Raw genomic sequence first — 19,144 nt, forward strand, 5'->3', positions numbered from 1 at the left:
CAAAGTCCTACTTTTTTCCTCTTGTATACACAATCCCAAACTCTGCGTCTTCTGCATTGTTTGTCTTCCCCGGGATCTTTCCGTTCTGTTTCTTACCCGTCATATGCCCAGTGCTTTTATCCTCCACCTTGCCCCTCTTATCCTTCATCATACTTCCTCCTTTTTCTCTTATTCTTCCGTATCTTCTTCCCTGTTATGTACTCCCCTCTGATTATTCTCGGTTACATTGGAGACAATACTAACTGCTGAATTGCCAGGACATAAATTCTAAACGGAGGAACACAATGAACACGAACGGCCGATACAGGACAGAAAAGGATTCTCTCGGTGAGGTGAAAGTCCCTGCACAAACATATTATGGCGCTGAAACACAGCGAGCACTGGAAAATTTCCAGATCAGCGGCCAGTCGCTCCCCCGTTCATTTATAAGAGCCCAAGGTATTATTAAGGCATCCGCAGCTGCAGCAAATATGCGGACAGGAGAACTTCCACCTGACACAGGAAGCTTTATTTTACAGGCAGCTGAAGAAGTAATCGCTGGCAAATGGGACGACCACTTTAACGTGGATATATACCAGGCGGGAGCCGGCACCTCACAAAATATGAACGCGAATGAAGTTATCGGAAACAGGGCGACACAACTGGCAGGTGGCACTCTCGGATCAAAGCTCATCCACCCACACGATCATGTAAATATGTCCCAGTCTACAAACGATACCTTCCCATCTGCTCTGCATATAGCAGCAGCTGAAAGTATCATTCAGGATTTTCTGCCTGCCCTCTCCACTTTAAATCAGTCACTTCAAAGAAAATCTGAAGAATTAATGGGTGTTAAAAAAAGCGGGCGGACTCATCTCCATGATGCTGTGCCTATCAGGATGGGGCAGGAATTCGCAGGCTACGCCGGCACTATTGAGACTCTGTATAAACAGGCAGAAACTATTCTTCAATCTTTCTATGAAATTGGTCTGGGTGGAAATGCCATAGGAACACCAATTAATACCCATAAAGATTATCAGCACTATGTGCTGGAAGAAATATGCCGTCGTACAAATCTCCCCTTCCGCTCCCCGGCCAGCATGTTCACCTTCATGCAAAACCGGAATGCAGCGATTCAAATGATGGCTTTACTAAAGGAGCTTGCTATACATTTAATAAAAATAACGAGCGATTTAAGGCTGTTAAGTTCCGGCCCGCGAACCGGGTTTGCTGAAATTAACCTGCCAGCTGTTCAGCCAGGCTCAACAATTATGCCAGGAAAAATAAATCCGGCGATTCTTGAAATGGCGTATATGGTCTGCTGCCGGATCATTGGCAATGATACAGTGATGGCAGCCGCTGCAATGGCAGGCCAGCTGGAGATCAATGTAATGATGCCTGTAATCGCCTCTACACTCCTGGAATCGATTGAAATTATGTCAAATGCGATTAAAACATTGGTAACAAAATGTATAAACGGAATTACCGCAAATGAACAGACATGCCGGCAACTGATGGTAGACAGCCTGGCGCTCGTAACCGGCCTCAGCCCAAAGCACGGTTACGACACAGCCGCACAGATTGGCAATGAAGCGGATGAACAAAACAAATCCATTAAACAAATCCTCCAGGAAAAAGGAATGCTCACAGAGGAAAACCTGCGAGCAATAGACCCTGATACTATGGTGTAATGGACACAGGGACTGTAAACTGTCCCCTCCACCTGGGAACTCTCCTGGAGGACAACCCTGTTTCCCTTTGACCTCGTTCGTCAGGTCTGCTTATAGCAGCTATATTATCTCAGCACAAAAAAAGATAAGCCCCCAAAATGAGTTCGCGGCTCATAATAGGGTAACTTATCTTCATATCCAGCCTTAAATCCCTTGTAAGGCATCTAAACTTCTGTGGCTGTTAGTTTTCCAGTACTACTCTGCCGGTGTGTAATGGATTGGAGATCCAGGTCCTAAGTCGATGCCAAAGAACATCCATACAATTAGCATAATCGTCCAGGCGATGGTGAAGACGATCGTGTAAGGGAACATAACAGAAATAAGTGTCCCGATACCCATCTTCTTATCATATTTTTGAGCAAACGCGATAATAATTGCAAAATAGGTCATAAGCGGTGTAATTATATTTGTTGTTGAATCGGCAATCCGGTACGCCATCTGTGTCATTTCCGGAGAATAGCCAAGCTGCATCATAATCGGTACGAATACAGGTGCCATCATCGCCCATTTAGCTGAAGCGCTTCCAATGAACAAGTTGATGAAACCTGCCACAACGATGAACGAGAGAATGAGCGGGATACCTGTTAAATTGGCCGCTTCCAATGCCTCGGCGCCATATACACCAAGGACAAGACCCATGTTAGTTTCCCCGAAATAAGCAACGAACTGACCAGCTGTAAATGCGAGAACGATAAACATCCCCATCGCTGCCATTGTATCGGAAAGCTGATTTGCAACGTCTTTGTCACTCTTTATGTCTTTTGTAGCAATCCCATAGAACAAACCAGGGATAAAGAACAGAATCGCAATGATAGGAACGAGGGAACTCATAAACGGCGACTGGATAATTCCTCCGTCATCCGCACGCAAAGCTCCGTTTTCCGGTACCACCATTAGTGCGAATATAAGTATACCAACTAGTAAGGAAACACCTGCCCAGATAAGACCTTTCTTTTCTTTCGGATCAAGTCCTTTTATGTCTTCACGATAATCTCCTTTGTATTCCCCAAGACGCGGTTCAACAATTTTTTCAGTAACCCAAGCGCCCACAATCGTTAAGAGGAATACAGATACAATGATGAAATAATAATTCATCGCTATGTTCATGCCTTCTGCGTATACCGGATCAATAATCCCTGCAGCCTGAATTGTCAGTTCCCCTAGCAAAGGATCTGTAGCTGATAAAAACAAGTTTGCACTGAAACCAGCTGATACACCTGCAAACGCAGCTGCCAGCCCGGCTAACGGATGCCTTCCAAGAGCCGCAAAAATAACCGCTCCCAATGGAGGAAGAACAACATATCCTGCGTCTGATGCAACACTGGACATAATTCCTGCAAAAACAAGTCCCCCTGTAATAAGTACTTTAGGAACTGAAAGCACAAACCCTCGGAGACATGCACTGATCAGCCCAGTTCTTTCAGCAAGCCCGATACCGAGCATCGTTGCAAGAACAACCCCTAACGGAGCAAATCCAATAAAGTTATCAACCATGCTGGTGAACATGTACTGTATACCTTCTGCTGTCAGAAGATTTGTTACAGTGACCATCTCACCCTCTTCCCCAGGATGTTCCACACTAATTCCCGCCGCAGATACTAATGCGGAGGCAGCGATTACAACCAGAGTTAAAATGGCAAATAAAGTGACAGGGTGCGGCAGTTTGTTCCCCACAGTTTCAACCATATCAAGGAACTTCTGAAACAACCCTTTTCGTTTTTTCGCCAATGGTAAAACTCCCTTCATTTCAATGAAAATAAAAAAACTAATATCTTTTTAAGGAGATTAGTTTTTTGGCTTTCCATCTTAATTATTATTCAAAAATATTATAAAGGGTTTCTCGCAGAATTTGTAGGTTATTTGTAGAATTAAATGAATTATAAAGATTCTCAATGTTCGGTCTACCCTTCTATTAATGGTCACCTCCTGAATGTAAAAATCAACCATAGGGCCGTCCACTTGGTTCCTTTTTCTTTCATTTGTTACAATCAAAGATATACTTTTTAAATCCTTGACTATCAAAGCACCTGCTGCAGCTATGTATTCTTCTGATACAGTGAAATGTTTCTTTGATTATTAACATTTACTGGTTTTAAAACAACTCCTCAAAAATTCTTACAGAAAGAGAGGTTTCATATGTCCAACATCCTTTTGATTTTTTTATTACAGCTTATATTGGTGCCTGTCTTATCTCTTCGAATTATATTTGTCGTTAAAAACATGAGCATACCTGCTTCTATTTTTGGATTTCTGGAAGCGTTGATTTATGTGTTCGGTTTATCTATTGTTCTTAGCGGGGAGCAAAGTATCGCTGAGATGCTTGTATATGCGTTAGGCTTTGCTGCTGGTATTTATTTAGGGAATTATATTGAAAATAAAATGGCTTTAGGTTATACAAACCTTACTGTTAACTTGCTTAATAACAATACTGAACTAATTTCCACTCTTCGGAACGAAGGATTTGGAGTGACCGTCTTCGAAGGAATGGGAAAAGATAGTGTTCGTTATCAGCTTCAAATTTTAACCAAAAGAAACATGGAAGAAAAATTGATGAAGATGATTGAGGAATACGAGCCGCATGCCTTCATTATTTCTTATGAGCCTCGTAAATTTAAAGGAGGCTATCTGTTAAAGGCTATGAAAAAGACTAAAAGAAAAACAGCTGACTAGTGGCACAAGGACAGGTTCACTATCCCCCTTCATGGTCTCCTTATAGCATCCATATTATCTGAGCACAAAAAAAAGATAAGCCCCCAAAATGAGTCTGCGGCTCATTTTGGGGTAACTTATCTCCATACCGAAGTGGCAGTCCTCTGCTGATCACCTCGCTAACTGATTTCTATGTAAAGTTATTGCCTCCCAGATTTTCTGTTTGTGCTTCTTTGCTCCTTTGCCAACTAAGTATTCATCATCCAGTTCCTCGCCTCTGCTCATTGCCACCTTAACATCAACACCTTTGCCCGTTACATGATATGTTGAGCTGCCTGCCCAGTTAGTCTTTTTCACGTGAAGGTTCATAAATAACCACCCTTTCAGAGATTATTAATCAGCCACAGCCTTAATTGCCATAAATCTCTCGCCTAAAGCCTCTGTCATTCCTAAAAGAACAGTTATCTCTTCAAATGTGAGAGGACCCATTTTATAAGAAAACTTTCAAATCCTTCTAATGCTATTGCCTCCCTTCATTAAGATTCAGGCCGTTCCCTCTGATTACCTATAACCGAATAAATATTCTGAAAAACGTACTTTTTTTAAAAAAGTGGAATTCACAAATTAATCTTCTTTGGAACTATATATATGTCTTTTTTTCTTATGAAAGTAAAACTAATGTCATGCCCAGGTTCTCCTCCACCCATTTTTTCTTTATAAGTGTATGATCAGCCTCATTAAGAGAAAAATTGAAACAAGGTAAAGAGCCAGAATCAGTTGCATTAAAGTTAGCTTTATTTTCAGAAGGTGTTACTTCTCGCTCACATAGATTAACAGTAATATAGATATCCGCCCCTCTTTTTACGGCCTCTTCCTTCCACTTCAATTTGTTACAGCTGGGGCCTGCTGCAATTGCTGCTTTTTTAATTTTTTTCTTAGAGCTGCCTGTGGACTCGATAGCCTCTGCCAAAGCTTCCGGTCCCACCCACAGACCATCAGTAGCTATATTATCCAGTTCGCAGAAAAGGAGTGAAATGTTGTCTTTCTTATTGTTAAAAACACACCCTTCTGTCACTTTTCCATTTATTGTTACTGCCATAACAAGACTTACACTTAGAGGGCTAAGAGTTATAAAAGGAATATGACAGGAGTATACAGAGAGCTTTTTCTCCTTTATTTTTTTCACATAAGCGTCCATATCCGGTACAGGCCCATTCCGTTTTACACCGTTTGCAACTCCACCATTCTTTACTGGCAGTTTTTCTATGAACAGGACATCACCCTCATTACTCTCCTCTGTAAACTTTTTCAATGCATTATCACCTGGAAAATCTGTTAAATATACTTTCCTTTGTTTCGGTATCTCACTTTCATTCTCAAAGCAGAATAGCTCTGTGAATTGTGCTGCAAAGGCAGATTTCCCGTTAAATTTTAAAGCAGGATCTGCAATAAACCGGCCAAGAGATGAGACCTTTTTAATAGCTGTACCATCACCGGCATTTGCCTGTTTACTTACAACTTCTTTTACCTGTGCCATGCTTATCACTCTCCTTGTATTAGTCAATTTAATAATGTAAAAATAAAAAACACACCCATCCCTCTGCAAGGGACGAGTGTGTTATAACCCGTGGTTCCACCCAACTTCCCATAAGAAAATCTTCCTTATGGCTCTGATACTCTAACGCGGTATATACGGTATTGGATACTCTAGTTCCCCAATACAGCTCGGAGGCGGTAAATTATTTTCCTAAGTAAGGAAGCTCTCAGCAGCCGCTTCCCTCTCTGGATACCGTAAAAATAACTCATGTCCTCTTCATCGCTTTTATTTATACAAATAAAAAACGCACTCATCCCTGCTAAAGGGACGAGCGCGTTATACTCGTGGTTCCACCCAAATTCCCAATAAACACAATGGTTTATCGGCTCAAGGTTGTGTAACGTCGAATCAACGGCATTGGATACTTAATGTTCCCCAATGCAGCTTAGAGGGGGTAAATTATTTTCCTAAGCAAGGAAGTTCGCAGCATACCTTCCCTCTCTGAATACCGTAAAAATAATTTCTGACCTCATCATTGCTTTTGCTGAATTGTTTAATTATTCTATATATTACAACATTGTTTAACCAAGCGCAATGCTTAATCTGAAGAAATGATATCTTTTCTTGCTCTTGTTAGGTTAGACCTCATTTTCGCACTTGCTAATTCCATCAACCTTTCCGGTAGTTTTCTGGAAGCGTTGTTTTAGAACAACCGTTCGAGTACCTCAACAAAGATGATAATAACAGAGTGATTGTCAGGGAAGCTCATTGGGTGTTGGCACTCATCTTCATCTAAAAGGAGGTGATACCTATGGTTACACGCAGAATCATTAACACTAGAGATTCCGGCAAGTCATTTCGTAAGATGAAAGCAGTTCCAAGTGAACTTCTTCACAAATGTACTTGTTGCTTTTTCCACCTTTTCTAATCCTCCCTATAATAATTAGTACCAGGCTCTGAAATTATTAAGAATGTATCCCAATAGTATTTACCACTGAAATTTTCTACTTTTCTTATTATTTACCTTCTGTACCTCTCCAAAAAGTAGTTGACACAAGAAATAATTTTATGGTATTATTAATAAATTTGTTATAAAACCTTAACCGTGCTATACTTAATAAAGTTACCAAATACGGAGGTGGTTTCTTTGTTTGAAGTTGGCGATAACATTGTTTATCCAATGCACGGAGCAGGTATAATTGAAGCAATAGAAGAAAAGGAAATTTCAGGTGAAAAACAACAGTATTATGTCATCAGCATGTCAGTCAGTAATATGCAGCTCATGATTCCTGAGAGTAAAATTTTGAGGTCAAATATACGCCCGGTTACTGACATAACTGCATTAAAACGCCTCATAAATCACTTTGAACATGGTGTATCAGAATCAGACAGATCATTGTCGTGGAAACAAAGGTATAAAGTAAACACGGACAAAATAAAATCAGGTAAAATACAGGAAGGTGCTGAGGTAGTACGTGATTTGAAGCGTATGAAGAAAGAGAAAGCACTTAATTCGAGCGAAAAAAAAATGTTTGATAATGCATATGAATTGCTGATTAGTGAACTGAAATTAATTAAAGGGATAACTGAAAATCAAATAAAAATATTCTCTTAAGGTTTAAAAATAAAGTATTACATCTCCCGGAAATGACCTGAATTTTTCGGGAATATGTTAATTTTAATTGAATCACTCCACAGCCACTCAACTCCTTCAATTCAACTTTAGAGCATTTTACCTCCCTTGTTTTATTAACAATCTAATCCATAATTAATATTTTAATTTTATCGATCGTCAAATAACTTGATTTGTAATCCTGATTCACACTGGCACGGACAAGGAGCCGTAAGGATGAAAGAGAGGCAGGGCTTTCATTGTTTTAGGTATAAAATTCATCCCTGGTTTAGAAGAATAATATAGAGTCCCCCCAACCATTGCGTGATAAAGAAACCGATAATAGCAATCTCACTTGTTAAACTCTAAAAGAACTAACTGTACGATCTGCCTGCTCGAACGTTGAGCAGGTTTTTTTATTAATAATGAAAGAACTAAAAAAAGCAGGCCCATTTAAGGAGCCTGTTTGTATGAACAAGTTATGGTCACGCTACCATTCCCTGTACACTCTTCTTACAAATAATTTATAATAAAGTATCCAGTAACAAATCAGGAGGAGAAAAAGGTGAGTTTATCTATTCAAACATATTTGGAAGATTTCCCTTTTCTGGACGATGCAGGCGAAAGTAAATATATTAGCTTAAATGATGATTATGTTCATGAGGTATTCGCTCTAATGTATAAGATGAATGGTGGTCATCTTTACGGTGGAATTACTTTTACTTTAAATGGGCAAAACTTATTTAAAAAGATTGTTGATACAGATGATCTCTTTGCAACCTGGTCCTCCCTGCTGTCTTACTATGAAAAAGAAGGTTTTCAACCAGAGCAGCCACATGATCTGTTTTTTGGTCAAATTAATTTTATTGCCAAAAATGGAACTGATATTAAAAATCCACAAGTTCAATTTATCCATCATTACGAACGAACTACCACAGAATGGCTTCCACTTCAGGATGTAAAGGATGCTATTAGAAAAGGGTTTCTGGAGTATATGGAGATCGTAAAAGAAGATGTTATTAATAACCGTATTTATGAAGACGGCGATACATTTGATATGCATCCTTCTTTGCCTGACCTATTAGAAAGTTTTAAAGAATTTAAAAGCAGCTAGTAGATTTTACACTTCTTGTTTGTATATACAATCTTATAATCCGGAAAGGCAAGCCGATTCATAAAGAAGGAATAAAAATTAAAAGAGTTCATATATAACTAATTAGCCCGCTCAAAACTCCTTATTATAAAACCTTGTTTCTTCGCATAATCATTAATTGAGCTAAGTAGTTTACTTTTAGAAATGGCAAATGAATTATGGATTTCTCTTTTTTTATCAATTACGTATTCTTCAAAAACAATAAAGTTTAATAAATCCATTTTTTTAACAACAAATTGGTTACATTCATATTCCCCACATCTGATATTACCAGAATATATAAAACGAATAATTCCATCATAATATTCCTGTTCAGAGATCTCAGTCACCAGGAATTCTTGCAGTGTTTCCTGCATTTAAGCACATTCTCTGCAAAATATTTCTTAATTTATATGGTAAATTCAAACCCCGTTTTCTTTTTGTAAGGTGGTTTGTACTCTTTGAAGACTAATTTATAATTAGAAGTATCGTGAGGCAAAGCTGGTGATACAATCAAGGTATATGATTCGTGTCCGCCAGATCCTCCTTCTGACCCGGAAAATAAAAACGCTATGCAATGCCATATCTTACTACTTGTAATAAGAAAGATAGTATTTCACTCTCCTCCTCGCATTTTTACAAATCTTCGGTTGCTGAATACAGACTGCCAAAACTAGCTGTCGTACCCGTTTGCTAGAGCACACTAATTAAATGCTCATTTTCTTCATTAACTATATTTTTACAACATGAGATCCGCTAGTTAAAGTTAATATTAAACATAAAGAGCCAGACCTAGACCAACATAAAAAGTCCAAGGGTTATCTTCTTTTTTTCTATTAAATGTTCGTATTGTAATTAGTCCGAAAGTCAATGTGCATATTGGAATTACAACAAAAACAGGACCAAAAAGAAATGAAATAAGCCCCATTAACATTGTAGTTACCCCATAAGGATTTTGTTTTTTTGATAAATATCTTTCCTCTTCTTCCGTCAAATCGTCTAATTTATGTGAGGGTTTATTACTCAACCGCCCACCGCCTTTATTAATAGTTTGTGTACATTTTTTATAGTGCCTAAATCATAAAATCACTATGGTTTAAAAGTAACTATTTAGCAAAGGGAAAATGTTTTGCTTATTATTAAAAACTATGTTCTTCAATCAAATCAATATTTCGTTTGTTAGATGTATAGTTTTTTAATTGGTTTTGTATATTTCCATATAGTTCTATTTTCTCTAATTCCCCCAGTGGCATCCAACTAACACCGGTCTGGTTAGGGTCAGGTTTTACAGGTAATTTAGGAAATGAACCCTCCTTAATAGTGCAATCAAACATCATCACTATTGTGTGGGTCTCACCAAATTTGTTGTAATTAAGGTGAGGTACATATTCATAAACAAAGGCTATTGGACCTACTTCTATGTCAACACACGCTTCTTCCCTTGCTTCCCGTTTTACTGCTTCTATAAGTGATTCTTTTGGTTCCACCCCACCAGCAGGTAAATCATAAACAACCCCTCTAATAGGGTCATTATATTCAGTCAATAAAATTAAACTATCTTTTATAATGAGTGCACCTGCTCGTACCCTTATATGTTTTGACAACATTAGCACATCCTCTCGCAAACCAGAATACGAATATATTAAAACTGACGATATAATATCCAATTTACTGCATCAACTAAATCTTCAGCAATGTATTCTATCTCAATGTCTCTTATTTTATGATAGTGTTCGCTCAATGCTGCCTCACCTGCCCCGGTTTTTACAAGTATTTTTTTACAATCAACTTTAGAAGCAGCCAATATATCACTCCATCTGTCACCTATGACAACACAATTTCTCAATTCCAATTTGTGTTTGTTAGCCCCATTAAGCAACATACCTGTTTTAGGCTTTCTGCATCTGCAATCTTCATCATGATTATGCGGGCAGATGAAGATATCATCAAAACCAAATTCCGTTAATTCTTCAATAAAGTCTGCTACTGCAGCTTTTCCTTGTGAAATTCCAGGTTGATTAGTAAATGAAAATACTTTTATTCCATTTTCTTTTAATTTGCCTATTAGTTCATAAGAAAAAGGAAATAAATTAAAATCTCCAGGATAGTGTACTGTATCATCCCCACCTATAGTTCCGTCGCGATCTAAAAAGACTGCCTCAATTTTTAACATTAAAATAAGTCTCCTTTTAAGCTTAAAAGAGTTAATAAAATAGCTTCCTTTGCCATTGCTCTCCCTTAGTTAAGTACACTTTTAACAATCTACTTCCAAACTTTATCTAATTTATCTGAATAGAATTCAATTGCTTTTTTGTAACTGGAAATTTCAGGGTCTTTCGTCGTCTCTATTAAGCATTTTAATAATAACTCCATAGCTTTAGTATGTTCATTGAGATTATATAAAGTCATCGAATAAAACGTTTGCATTGCTCTATTATCAGGAAATAGTTCAATCCCTTTCTGAAGTGTGCTTTTTGACTTTTTATAATCTCCTAATGTTCTGTATGTACTACCCAATCCCAATAAGGCCCCTTCTAAATCCGCAGGAGGCAATCCAATCCTAATAGCATTTTCATAAAAGGATACTGCTTTAGCTTCTTCTCCTAAAATGTCCAGACTCCACGCACATTGGTAATTAATCAAGGCATTATTAGGAGAATCCTCTGCTAATCTCATTAGTAATTCGTTTGATTCTATGTGATGTCCCCTGTTCCGTAAATCGATTGCTTTCTCTAATTCCTTATTCATTACTTTCATCTCCGATACTATATCTGTTTACTCTCCTAAGCTCTTCTTTACTTAGAAGAAGAGATAGGTTGTTTTAAGGTCTCTACATTCTTTAAAATTAAATCATCAAAAATCCCGAGATCATTTTTCATTTTAATAAAACCTTCTTCGTCAAGAGGACCAAATACCTCTCCATTTTTAAACTCTATTATCCAATAATAAAAATCATCATTATTAGGAATTTGATAACCATTACTACTACTTGGGTCGTTCATTAAACCTAGTTGTTTTGCAAGAATATAGTTATCATCCCAGGCCACCTCGGTTACTTTTTTTGGAATTATATCACTTCCCCAATTCGATTCACTGATTTTCGGTGCAATCGTAACTTGGTGAGCAGATGTCCTCACAATAGAGTAATCTCCTGGCAGGTCATAACTATAATCAGCCAAACCAGCACAACCTGTTAACATCATGATGAAAAACACCAGCATTTTCGAATATAGCTTAGACAATTTCCCACCTCATTTTGTGCATAGCGCTTAAAATTGCGCGAGTTGTAAAGGAGTTATTTCATTTTCAGTAAACTAAGCAACTGTAATCCGTCTGAGGGACGCCCTCCTAACGGACCAAACCAACGAGGATAGGTCATAGGAATAGCCGTAAATAAAAAATTTACTAAATTAAAGATTATTATTCCATTTATTACATAACGCAAATTCCCTTGAGGCACGTCCTGCACTATTATCGAAGAAATACAAACAAGCAGTAGAGACATCAAAGGCCCACCGGCTAACGCAGATATCTTTTGTGCTTTATTCAGATTGTGGTCCCAGCTGCAATACCCAAAGTAAGACCAATGTATATGAAAATGCAGCCTTCCTAATCTGAAATTTTGTTTGTTTTTCTCACCCCAATAACCCAAATAGATTCTTGCGTGCGATCTGGAGGATGAAACAACGCCAATGCCATGTCCTATTTCATGCAATAAGATAGATAAAGGAATTATAAAGATGTAAAATAATAAGAAAGATAGTATTATTTCACTCTCCTCCTTCCATTATTCTTTTCTTTTTGTTGCTAAATAAGCGCATATCGCATCCTTTACTTGAATACGGATTGAAGCATTAAAGCAACTTCTTTCGGCTTAACATCAATAGCCGATAATTCATCTAAATCTACCCACATAGGCAGATATGTACCTCGAGCTCTATTCTCAGCTGCATACTCTTCGCTGCGTCCAGTTCCGTATTCTCCACCAATTATTTCAGATAAGAAAAAGTATTGGGTTCCGTTGAATTCAATCCTTGCAATGCAGTCATTTACTTTCACTTCTACTCCTAATTCTTCAAATGCTTCTCTTCTCGCTCCGTCTTCTGGTGTCTCTCCATCTTCTATCCCGCCACCAGGAAAGACATAATATACTTTTCCCTCTCTAATTCTTTTTATTAGTCCAACCTTTTTATTTACTATTATTACAACACTGAAGTTCTGTCCCGCATCCCCTTTCCCCCTTGATCAAATCCTTTTAAAGAATGCTCCTTGTTACTTCAATAAGACTAGCGTCAGTTTCTATTAATCCCTTTCGTTAGTTAAATTAACTCTTTTAATCTCTTCATTGCAGAATATACCGTGAGTCTGTGGAATGAAATCAGTTTATTTTTATAAATTACTGCATAGATTCCATAAGGGGTAGGTGAAAGTTTCAGCAATTCTTCTCTGTCCCTTAAGTCGATAATCTTTGCTTTTATATTTAATTTGTTTGCTCCCTCTATAACATTGTCAGTTGCTATCTCTACAAATGGACACTGCTGCGTTCGCAGGATTGTTAACTCGTTAAATCTTTTCAACCTTTCATCCCAATCTTTTGGAAAATACGGGTCTGGAAAATCACCAAATTTATGTACAAGTAATTGAAAGCCATATGGAGCTTGTTCAATTTCAATAAAGTCATTTTTTAGAAAAACATCTTTACTTGGTGTCCAGGAAGTTTCAGGATTTGTAATGACGATTACTCCATTTTTCTTTTGTTCCTTTGCATCCTGAATACAATTATCAATCAATTTTGAAGCAAACCCTTTTCCTGTAACATTTACCCATAAACAATGAATAACCAAATAATTGTCCCCATGCACAACTCTTGAAGAATATTCTATTGGCGTATATTCAACAAAGCCTGCTGGTTTATTATCATCCATTATTTTTATATATTTTAACCCATTATTAAAACTTTCTTTAAGCCATTTGTTTTTATTTGTATAACCTATTGATTTTGGTTTACTGCGAAGACAGTAACATCCGCCACTTTCCAGATTTTCTTCGTTTAACTCTACCATTTCAATTGTTTGCAATCTAATCTCCTCCTATTTGACTCTTATTAAGAAATTTCCTTGTTACTGTTTTTCTAATAGAGCGTTGTGGAGGTTGCCGTCTAAACTTTTAATATTAAAATAGCTTCACTTTCCTCTAACAACTCGCCTGTGTTTATGAAACCTAGTGACTCGTAGAAACGAATAGCCGAATAATTATCTGGCTCTGTAGAAAGACCAATATAATGACAGTCATCATTCTTTTTGAGCATATCTATCACTTGTTGCATTGCCGCTTTCCCGTATCCCTTTCTTTGAAATGAAAGATCAATCATAAACCTGGGAATCCAATATTTCCTCTCTTCAATCTCGTTTGGATCATTTTCAGTCATCACAAAACCTATAACTTCCTCATCCAAATGTATTGCGTAAGGTGTTAAATTGGGATCTACCTTAGACTCTGCAATGGAATAAACATTAGGAGCAATTCGATCAACTTGATCCTCCGCTAATTTTAGTTCCAGGCATTTATACAAGTTTTTCACCGTTAATTCCTGAATGGATATTTGAGCCATAAGCATTCTCCTTTAAATAACATGTAGTAGTATGATTCTATGAAATCCATCATTTAAATAACATCTCACCATATATTTCATACCAAACGTTCTCCATAATAGTTAATAATATTATAGCTGCCATAAAAGCTATTGTTGAGAGTATAACTTTGTTGCGTGATCGGATATTGAAACGTCTATATAACTTAACAAGCAGACTGATTAGCAGAAAATAGACAGGAAATACTATAAATGTTGCTATTAAATCAACAATAGAAAACGGTTTGCTAATGAAAGGATCAGAATAGATGTTTAAAAGAAGGAGTGCAATTAATAAGAGAAATTGATAAATAAAAAATTTAACAGGACTCATTAGGATTAGGACCCCTTCTCTGTGGTGTTAAGCTTCCCATTTTAAAAAAATTTAAGGACGTAGAGTAATAACTTCTTCAAATTCAGTCTCGCCATCGATCCAAAGCAAGATAAGCTCTAATATATCTTTTTCGCCTGGTTGTTCTCCGAATGCTGCAAACTCAATATCTCCTTCTACTCTTTCAGACCTTGGTTGTTTTTCTGCACCTGGCTCACCATCTCCAGTACTTTGGACACCATTTATTTTGAATTCTCTATAAGTTATTATTGGTTCTCCTTCAGCTTTCCACTGTAATGTTCCAAACCACCTTTCCTTTATCCCTTCTTGTTCATAAATTGCAATCCATTTCCCATCTTCACTCTCACCAACCCACGCATTTGGTTGTAAACTAGAATAAATGAACCAACTTAAACCAATAAGTAATACAATAACTAGACTAATAAGTTTCTTTTTCATATAAGGACTCCTTATTAAATATCCTCTTTATTAGAATGCTCATTAACTTATTGCACTATCGCTCCGTTAGTTCCCTATCAATATATTTTTTTCTCTTATTTCACCTAATTATCTTTTGTAATTATTTTCCTGATAAAAATATTATACCACTTAATCACATAAAATTCTGACGTTTTTATAAGTTAAGATTCTGCAGTTAATTTATACATGAAAAGAGACTTCCATAATAATGGAAGTCCTGAATATATCTATTCATTTTTAACTATTACTATCCAATCAAGTAAGAAGACTTGGATATTTTATTATTGGAATTTATATTCTTCAATGTCTCTGAAGATTGAATTAATTATAAATAGGTGAGAGGCACAGCTATTGTAACTCTCGTCCCATACACGAATAATATCTATTAATTATCTATTAAGGTTAACTCCCATTTTTCTTCGATAAGTTCTTTACTGGAAAGCATTTGAGTTTGAGTCTTCTTTAATTTAAATCCAACTCTTTCGTAGATTCTCCTTGCTGATTTAAGTTCACTATTAGTCCATAGAATAATGGTCTCAAATCCACTATCTTTGCTAAAGCTAATAGCTTTCTCTATTAACTTCTGTCCGTACCCAGTGCCTCGAACATTAGGTTCAACAAGAAATAAACCAAGTTGTGCAGTAGTGTCATTAACTTTTTTAATACTTACAGAACCACTTTGTTTTTCATTTAATTCTAAAATGAAGATGATTTCCTCTGGGTCTGATCGCTTAATAAACCCGTTAACACTTTCTTCTATGAAATCTCGAAAAGTTAAATCGTATCCAAATTCTTTTTTATATAGATTGTAGTGAGAATTTACTATGTAATCTTTATCGTCTGCTCTATATTCTCTTATCATTTAATCACCTTTATTATCTTATTTCTCCTTCCCATTAACCGACATAAAAACAGCATATCTAAAAAGGGATAATAGCTTCTGACACCTTCATCGATAAGTACCCGCGGCAAGACAACACCACTCTCTTTCGAAAAAACTCGTTATTTATAAACCTAACATTTATTGGTAAATGTTTAAAGGGAAAATAAATACTCATTATGCTGCTTTCTGGACTTTCATATAGACAGTTTAATATTATTTTCCAATACACGGGTACAAAAAAAGAGCTGCAGCTTTGCAACTCACAATTTTCTTAACGCTGCCATTTTAAGTGCAACCCATCATATTGTATTTTTAATCCATGTCAATCAATTTTTTTATTGCTTGGATTACCGCGTCTGGTTCTTCTCTTTGTATATAATGGTTACTATTTTCTACAATTTTAAATTCACCATTATATGATATTTCCAGAATCTCTCTCTGCATTTCATTCCATAATTCTTGTGATTCTTTCGTATAATGTGCTTTTTTACCAGCTGAAAGAACAATAAGTGGGACTTCTATTTTTTTTCTGGTTTCTTTTAACTGATTAAGGCTTTCCATAAATTCATCATAATTACATTCATAGACGAATTGCTTATTGTACGCTTGTTGGAAATCTTGTGACATCGTCGGGAGAAATCTTTCCCTGTAATCTTCAGGCGTAGAGTCAACCAATACAAGTCCTCTAACTTCATTCTCATTTTCAGTCGCAAAAATTCGCATATTAACTCCACCGAATGAATGACCTACTAATATGTAGGGAGGTTGAATCCCGGATTCAATCAGAAGTGTTTTTAATTCTTTTACCATCTCACGACTAGTTCTGGGGTTAGAACTAGGTGCACTTTTCCCTAGTCCAGCTCTGTCATAAATAAGAACATTAGTGAACATTGAAATGTCCTCGATCACTGAATCCCAAGTCTCGGAATTATCTCCATATCCAGCGTCCATTATAACTGTCGGCTTCCCGTAATTTTCACAGTAAAATTTCGCATATAGTTTAAAATCATTTATTTGAAGAAACATTTCCTTAGACATTTATTGTATTCCTCTCATAAAAATCATTAAAAATTAATTAACACTCCTTCTCCAGCCAGCTATTCAGCTAACTGGTATGGTCCTAGTAAACGTAAATCCATGAGTAATGCGAGTTTTTTAGTTAACTGCTTTAATTAAACAAGTTTTGGTTCAGAGATATGGATTTTTATGAGATCTCCCTGCCACAGGAATCTCATCTTTGACAACATAAAGACAGTAAAAGCTTATTTAACCTTCACTCTCAGTTTGTGCAGCAACCTCACTTATTTACCCTGGTGCTTTTCGAGCATTTCCTTTAAATAATCTTCAGATTTCCCTATTGGAATGCTGAGACTTTTCCAATCTTTATCTTTAATTTGCTTTCCAATATAAACAATTTGTCCCACATGATATGCGTAATGCGCCATTTGCCTTTCAATAGCTTCCAAGACTAAATGACTTTCTCCCCGAATGTTTATACTTTTTAATAAATCCTGCTCTGTTAGATCAGTCAGCGTATCAATTAGAACTTTCCAGCCTCTTTCCCAAACAGTGATTAACTCGGCTTTTGTGGTTATATCATCGATAAATTCTCCGTCTCGATTTCTATAATCTTTTTCACCATCAGAAGTTAGAAAGTCGCTCCACCTTGAAACCATATTTCCGCTTAAATGCTTAACTATTACAGCTACGCTATTTGATTCATTATTATAATTCCAATGTATTTCCTCTTCTGTTAGTTGGTTTAAAGTTTTATCTCCAAGGGTTTTTACACTATTAAATCTTTCTTTTACAATCCTCAAATACTCTTTTCCAATATCCATCTTAATCCCCATTTCTTTCACGCTCTGATAGAAACGTTTATTTCAAATACACTTGTAATACCACTTCATCCAGGCTTCAGACTCCTTTTTTTAAGAACCACCCAGAACTTTACCTTCTTCCGGATCCTTAAATTCGTAATTTCTAAGAGATTTTTGCTTGAATGCTATTAAAGACGCAGCAAAATATACTATGCCTGCCAGAAGATAGATTGTCTGAACGCTGAATATGTCCGCTGCAAAACCGACTACTAAAACCATTATGCCATTCCATGGCGTCAGAAACGCATTTCTTGCAGCCATTATTCCCGCCCGGCGGTCTTCAGGTATAGCGTCCTGCATAAGTGCTACCTGACAGATATCCCTTGCCTGATACATCGGTCCCATTAACACACAGAGAAGCACAGCGAATAGAGGCGTGGTGGTAAATGATAATAAAATGGTTAACAGACCCATAGAAATCCCGCTGAGTCCAATCATGACCCCAATTTTATGCTGCAGAATTTTCCCATTAAAAGTAACAATAATACTACCCAGAATAGCACCAACGAAATACCCTGCATTGATGAAACCCCACCACTCTTCACCAGCATTTAAAACAACAGTGGTAAATGCAAGAAGCAGCGCCGAAGTCCATATGGCATTTGATACGCCCTCAAACGTTTCCATAATTGTAATCCCTCTTACAACCGGAATACGCCATACTTCTTTCCAGGCCGGTGTTCTGTTTTTCATTTTCTTAACAGAAATATCTTCCTCTACAATATTTATTAAATAAACTAATGTGCCAGAAATAGTAAATGCAATAGCAATTACAACAATGATTACCGGAAACGGAACAAGAGCGGCCAAAACTCCACCCATTCCCCACCCTGCAACCATGAATAATTGCTGGATCATTACAAGTGTTCCGTTTGCTTTAATATATTGATCTCTCGGAATAAGTAAAGGTAAAATTGCAAATCTTGCTGGCTGGTACCAAGCCCCGACAAAAGAATATAATGAGAGTAACAGAAATAATAAGATTAGTCCTGCCGTATTTTCTATAGACAGGAACACGCCGATCGCAATAACTAATATACCCCGCAGCCATCCAACAAGCTGCATGATCCTTTTCATCTGGTAGTTATCAATTATTCTGGAGACTATCAGACTGCTGACAAACGATGATAATGACATAAAGGCAAAAACAGAAGCAGCGCCAGCTACCGATTCAGTCAGTCGGTAAACCTCCAGCATGACAACTACACTCAGTAAAATTTGAGCGAACGAATTCAATGTCTGGGAAGCCCAAAGTTTTAAAAAATTTGGCTGCTTCCATAATTGATAACTACCTGAAGCCAA

General features: G+C 36.9%; 22 protein-coding genes and 2 other annotated features. Of the genes, 4 read left to right on the top strand and 18 right to left on the bottom strand.

The genetic code is table 11. The features are described from left to right. Positions 1-7: 7 nt before the first annotated feature. Positions 8-151, bottom strand: a complete 144-nt coding sequence (locus tag BK582_RS27160) for a hypothetical protein (RefSeq protein WP_218190738.1) — start codon at positions 149-151, stop codon at positions 8-10. A gap of 133 nt (positions 152-284) precedes the next feature. Here BK582_RS27160 and BK582_RS17130 point away from each other — a divergent pair, with 133 nt between their 5' ends. Then, positions 285-1,670 carry a class II fumarate hydratase gene (locus tag BK582_RS17130; RefSeq protein ID WP_078596208.1) on the top strand — a complete coding sequence of 462 codons (1,386 nt, stop codon included), beginning with the start codon at positions 285-287 and terminating at the stop codon, positions 1,668-1,670. 234 nt (positions 1,671-1,904) lie between these two features. Here BK582_RS17130 and BK582_RS17135 read toward each other — a convergent pair whose 3' ends face one another. After that, a complete protein-coding gene (locus BK582_RS17135) occupies positions 1,905-3,437 on the bottom strand; it encodes an AbgT family transporter (RefSeq protein ID WP_078596209.1) in 1,533 nt (510 codons plus the stop codon). A gap of 408 nt (positions 3,438-3,845) precedes the next feature. On the opposite strand from BK582_RS17135, the gene BK582_RS17140 reads away from it, so the two are divergent. Beyond that, a complete protein-coding gene (locus tag BK582_RS17140; RefSeq protein ID WP_078596210.1) occupies positions 3,846-4,379 on the top strand; it encodes a DUF2179 domain-containing protein in 534 nt (177 codons plus the stop codon). 150 nt (positions 4,380-4,529) lie between these two features. Here BK582_RS17140 and BK582_RS17145 read toward each other — a convergent pair whose 3' ends face one another. Together BK582_RS17145 and BK582_RS17150 are read right to left on the bottom strand one after the other, a co-directional pair. Then, the gene (locus tag BK582_RS17145) at positions 4,530-4,727 is read right to left on the bottom strand and encodes a hypothetical protein (protein ID WP_078596211.1); all 198 of its coding nucleotides are present in this window, start codon (positions 4,725-4,727) and stop codon (positions 4,530-4,532) included. A 292-nt stretch (positions 4,728-5,019) separates the two neighbouring features. Beyond that, positions 5,020-5,895, bottom strand: coding sequence for a hypothetical protein (locus tag BK582_RS17150; RefSeq protein WP_078596212.1), 876 nt, complete (start codon positions 5,893-5,895; stop codon positions 5,020-5,022). A gap of 65 nt (positions 5,896-5,960) precedes the next feature. Then, positions 5,961-6,184 (bottom strand) — a binding site (T-box leader). 31 nt (positions 6,185-6,215) lie between these two features. After that, positions 6,216-6,440: a binding site (T-box leader), on the bottom strand. A 602-nt stretch (positions 6,441-7,042) separates the two neighbouring features. On the opposite strand from BK582_RS17150, the gene BK582_RS17155 reads away from it, so the two are divergent. Continuing rightward, positions 7,043-7,510, top strand: a complete 468-nt coding sequence (locus BK582_RS17155) for a CarD family transcriptional regulator (RefSeq protein ID WP_078596213.1) — start codon at positions 7,043-7,045, stop codon at positions 7,508-7,510. Between the two features lie 562 nt (positions 7,511-8,072). Further along, positions 8,073-8,621, top strand: coding sequence for a hypothetical protein (locus BK582_RS17160; RefSeq protein WP_078596214.1), 549 nt, complete (start codon positions 8,073-8,075; stop codon positions 8,619-8,621). Between the two features lie 98 nt (positions 8,622-8,719). On the opposite strand, the gene BK582_RS17165 is transcribed toward BK582_RS17160, so the two are convergent. From BK582_RS17165 to BK582_RS17240, 14 genes are all read right to left on the bottom strand, one after another. Then, complete coding sequence (locus BK582_RS17165) at positions 8,720-9,016, bottom strand: hypothetical protein (RefSeq protein WP_078596215.1); 297 nt, start codon at positions 9,014-9,016, stop codon at positions 8,720-8,722. 395 nt (positions 9,017-9,411) lie between these two features. Further along, complete coding sequence (locus tag BK582_RS17170; RefSeq protein ID WP_078596216.1) at positions 9,412-9,666, bottom strand: hypothetical protein; 255 nt, start codon at positions 9,664-9,666, stop codon at positions 9,412-9,414. Between the two features lie 112 nt (positions 9,667-9,778). Continuing rightward, the gene (locus BK582_RS17175) at positions 9,779-10,243 is read right to left on the bottom strand and encodes an NUDIX domain-containing protein (protein WP_078598090.1); all 465 of its coding nucleotides are present in this window, start codon (positions 10,241-10,243) and stop codon (positions 9,779-9,781) included. A gap of 38 nt (positions 10,244-10,281) precedes the next feature. Next, a complete protein-coding gene (locus tag BK582_RS17180; RefSeq protein WP_078596217.1) occupies positions 10,282-10,812 on the bottom strand; it encodes an HAD-IIIA family hydrolase in 531 nt (176 codons plus the stop codon). A gap of 89 nt (positions 10,813-10,901) precedes the next feature. Continuing rightward, the gene (locus BK582_RS17185; protein WP_078596218.1) at positions 10,902-11,387 is read right to left on the bottom strand and encodes a tetratricopeptide repeat protein; all 486 of its coding nucleotides are present in this window, start codon (positions 11,385-11,387) and stop codon (positions 10,902-10,904) included. Between the two features lie 47 nt (positions 11,388-11,434). Continuing rightward, positions 11,435-11,881: a DUF3997 domain-containing protein gene (locus tag BK582_RS17190; RefSeq protein WP_078596219.1), complete on the bottom strand. Its 447-nt coding sequence runs from the start codon at positions 11,879-11,881 to the stop codon at positions 11,435-11,437. A 589-nt stretch (positions 11,882-12,470) separates the two neighbouring features. Further along, positions 12,471-12,842, bottom strand: a complete 372-nt coding sequence (locus BK582_RS17200; RefSeq protein WP_078596221.1) for an NUDIX hydrolase — start codon at positions 12,840-12,842, stop codon at positions 12,471-12,473. Positions 12,843-12,958: 116 nt separating this feature from the next. After that, positions 12,959-13,717: a GNAT family N-acetyltransferase gene (locus BK582_RS17205; protein WP_078596222.1), complete on the bottom strand. Its 759-nt coding sequence runs from the start codon at positions 13,715-13,717 to the stop codon at positions 12,959-12,961. Between the two features lie 80 nt (positions 13,718-13,797). Beyond that, the gene (locus BK582_RS17210; protein ID WP_169911089.1) at positions 13,798-14,250 is read right to left on the bottom strand and encodes a GNAT family N-acetyltransferase; all 453 of its coding nucleotides are present in this window, start codon (positions 14,248-14,250) and stop codon (positions 13,798-13,800) included. A 403-nt stretch (positions 14,251-14,653) separates the two neighbouring features. After that, positions 14,654-15,058, bottom strand: a complete 405-nt coding sequence (locus BK582_RS17220) for a hypothetical protein (RefSeq protein WP_078596225.1) — start codon at positions 15,056-15,058, stop codon at positions 14,654-14,656. Positions 15,059-15,464: 406 nt separating this feature from the next. After that, the gene (locus BK582_RS17225; protein ID WP_078596226.1) at positions 15,465-15,941 is read right to left on the bottom strand and encodes a GNAT family N-acetyltransferase; all 477 of its coding nucleotides are present in this window, start codon (positions 15,939-15,941) and stop codon (positions 15,465-15,467) included. A 333-nt stretch (positions 15,942-16,274) separates the two neighbouring features. Further along, positions 16,275-17,000 carry an alpha/beta fold hydrolase gene (locus tag BK582_RS17230; RefSeq protein WP_078596227.1) on the bottom strand — a complete coding sequence of 242 codons (726 nt, stop codon included), beginning with the start codon at positions 16,998-17,000 and terminating at the stop codon, positions 16,275-16,277. A gap of 263 nt (positions 17,001-17,263) precedes the next feature. Continuing rightward, positions 17,264-17,803, bottom strand: a complete 540-nt coding sequence (locus BK582_RS17235) for a DUF1572 domain-containing protein (protein ID WP_078596228.1) — start codon at positions 17,801-17,803, stop codon at positions 17,264-17,266. Between the two features lie 90 nt (positions 17,804-17,893). Beyond that, complete coding sequence (locus BK582_RS17240; protein WP_169911091.1) at positions 17,894-19,144, bottom strand: MFS transporter; 1,251 nt, start codon at positions 19,142-19,144, stop codon at positions 17,894-17,896.

It is taken from the genome of Evansella clarkii, from assembly GCF_002019695.1.
GTDB classification, from domain to species: Bacteria; Bacillota; Bacilli; order Bacillales; family Salisediminibacteriaceae; genus Evansella; species Evansella clarkii.

Excerpts from the sequence above, each read along its gene's own strand:
- BK582_RS27160 (WP_218190738.1), bottom strand. The coding sequence starts at position 151 with ATGATGAAGGATAAGAGGGGCAAGGTGGAGGATAAAAGCACTGGGCAT.
- BK582_RS17130 (WP_078596208.1), top strand. The coding sequence starts at position 285 with ATGAACACGAACGGCCGATACAGGACAGAAAAGGATTCTCTCGGTGAG.
- BK582_RS17140 (WP_078596210.1), top strand. The coding sequence starts at position 3,846 with ATGTCCAACATCCTTTTGATTTTTTTATTACAGCTTATATTGGTGCCT.
- BK582_RS17145 (WP_078596211.1), bottom strand. The coding sequence starts at position 4,727 with ATGAACCTTCACGTGAAAAAGACTAACTGGGCAGGCAGCTCAACATAT.
- BK582_RS17150 (WP_078596212.1), bottom strand. The coding sequence starts at position 5,895 with ATGGCACAGGTAAAAGAAGTTGTAAGTAAACAGGCAAATGCCGGTGAT.
- BK582_RS17165 (WP_078596215.1), bottom strand. The coding sequence starts at position 9,016 with ATGCAGGAAACACTGCAAGAATTCCTGGTGACTGAGATCTCTGAACAG.
- BK582_RS17180 (WP_078596217.1), bottom strand. The coding sequence starts at position 10,812 with ATGTTAAAAATTGAGGCAGTCTTTTTAGATCGCGACGGAACTATAGGT.
- BK582_RS17185 (WP_078596218.1), bottom strand. The coding sequence starts at position 11,387 with ATGAATAAGGAATTAGAGAAAGCAATCGATTTACGGAACAGGGGACAT.
- BK582_RS17210 (WP_169911089.1), bottom strand. The coding sequence starts at position 14,250 with ATGGCTCAAATATCCATTCAGGAATTAACGGTGAAAAACTTGTATAAA.
- BK582_RS17220 (WP_078596225.1), bottom strand. The coding sequence starts at position 15,058 with ATGAAAAAGAAACTTATTAGTCTAGTTATTGTATTACTTATTGGTTTA.
- BK582_RS17225 (WP_078596226.1), bottom strand. The coding sequence starts at position 15,941 with ATGATAAGAGAATATAGAGCAGACGATAAAGATTACATAGTAAATTCT.
- BK582_RS17230 (WP_078596227.1), bottom strand. The coding sequence starts at position 17,000 with ATGTCTAAGGAAATGTTTCTTCAAATAAATGATTTTAAACTATATGCG.
- BK582_RS17235 (WP_078596228.1), bottom strand. The coding sequence starts at position 17,803 with ATGGATATTGGAAAAGAGTATTTGAGGATTGTAAAAGAAAGATTTAAT.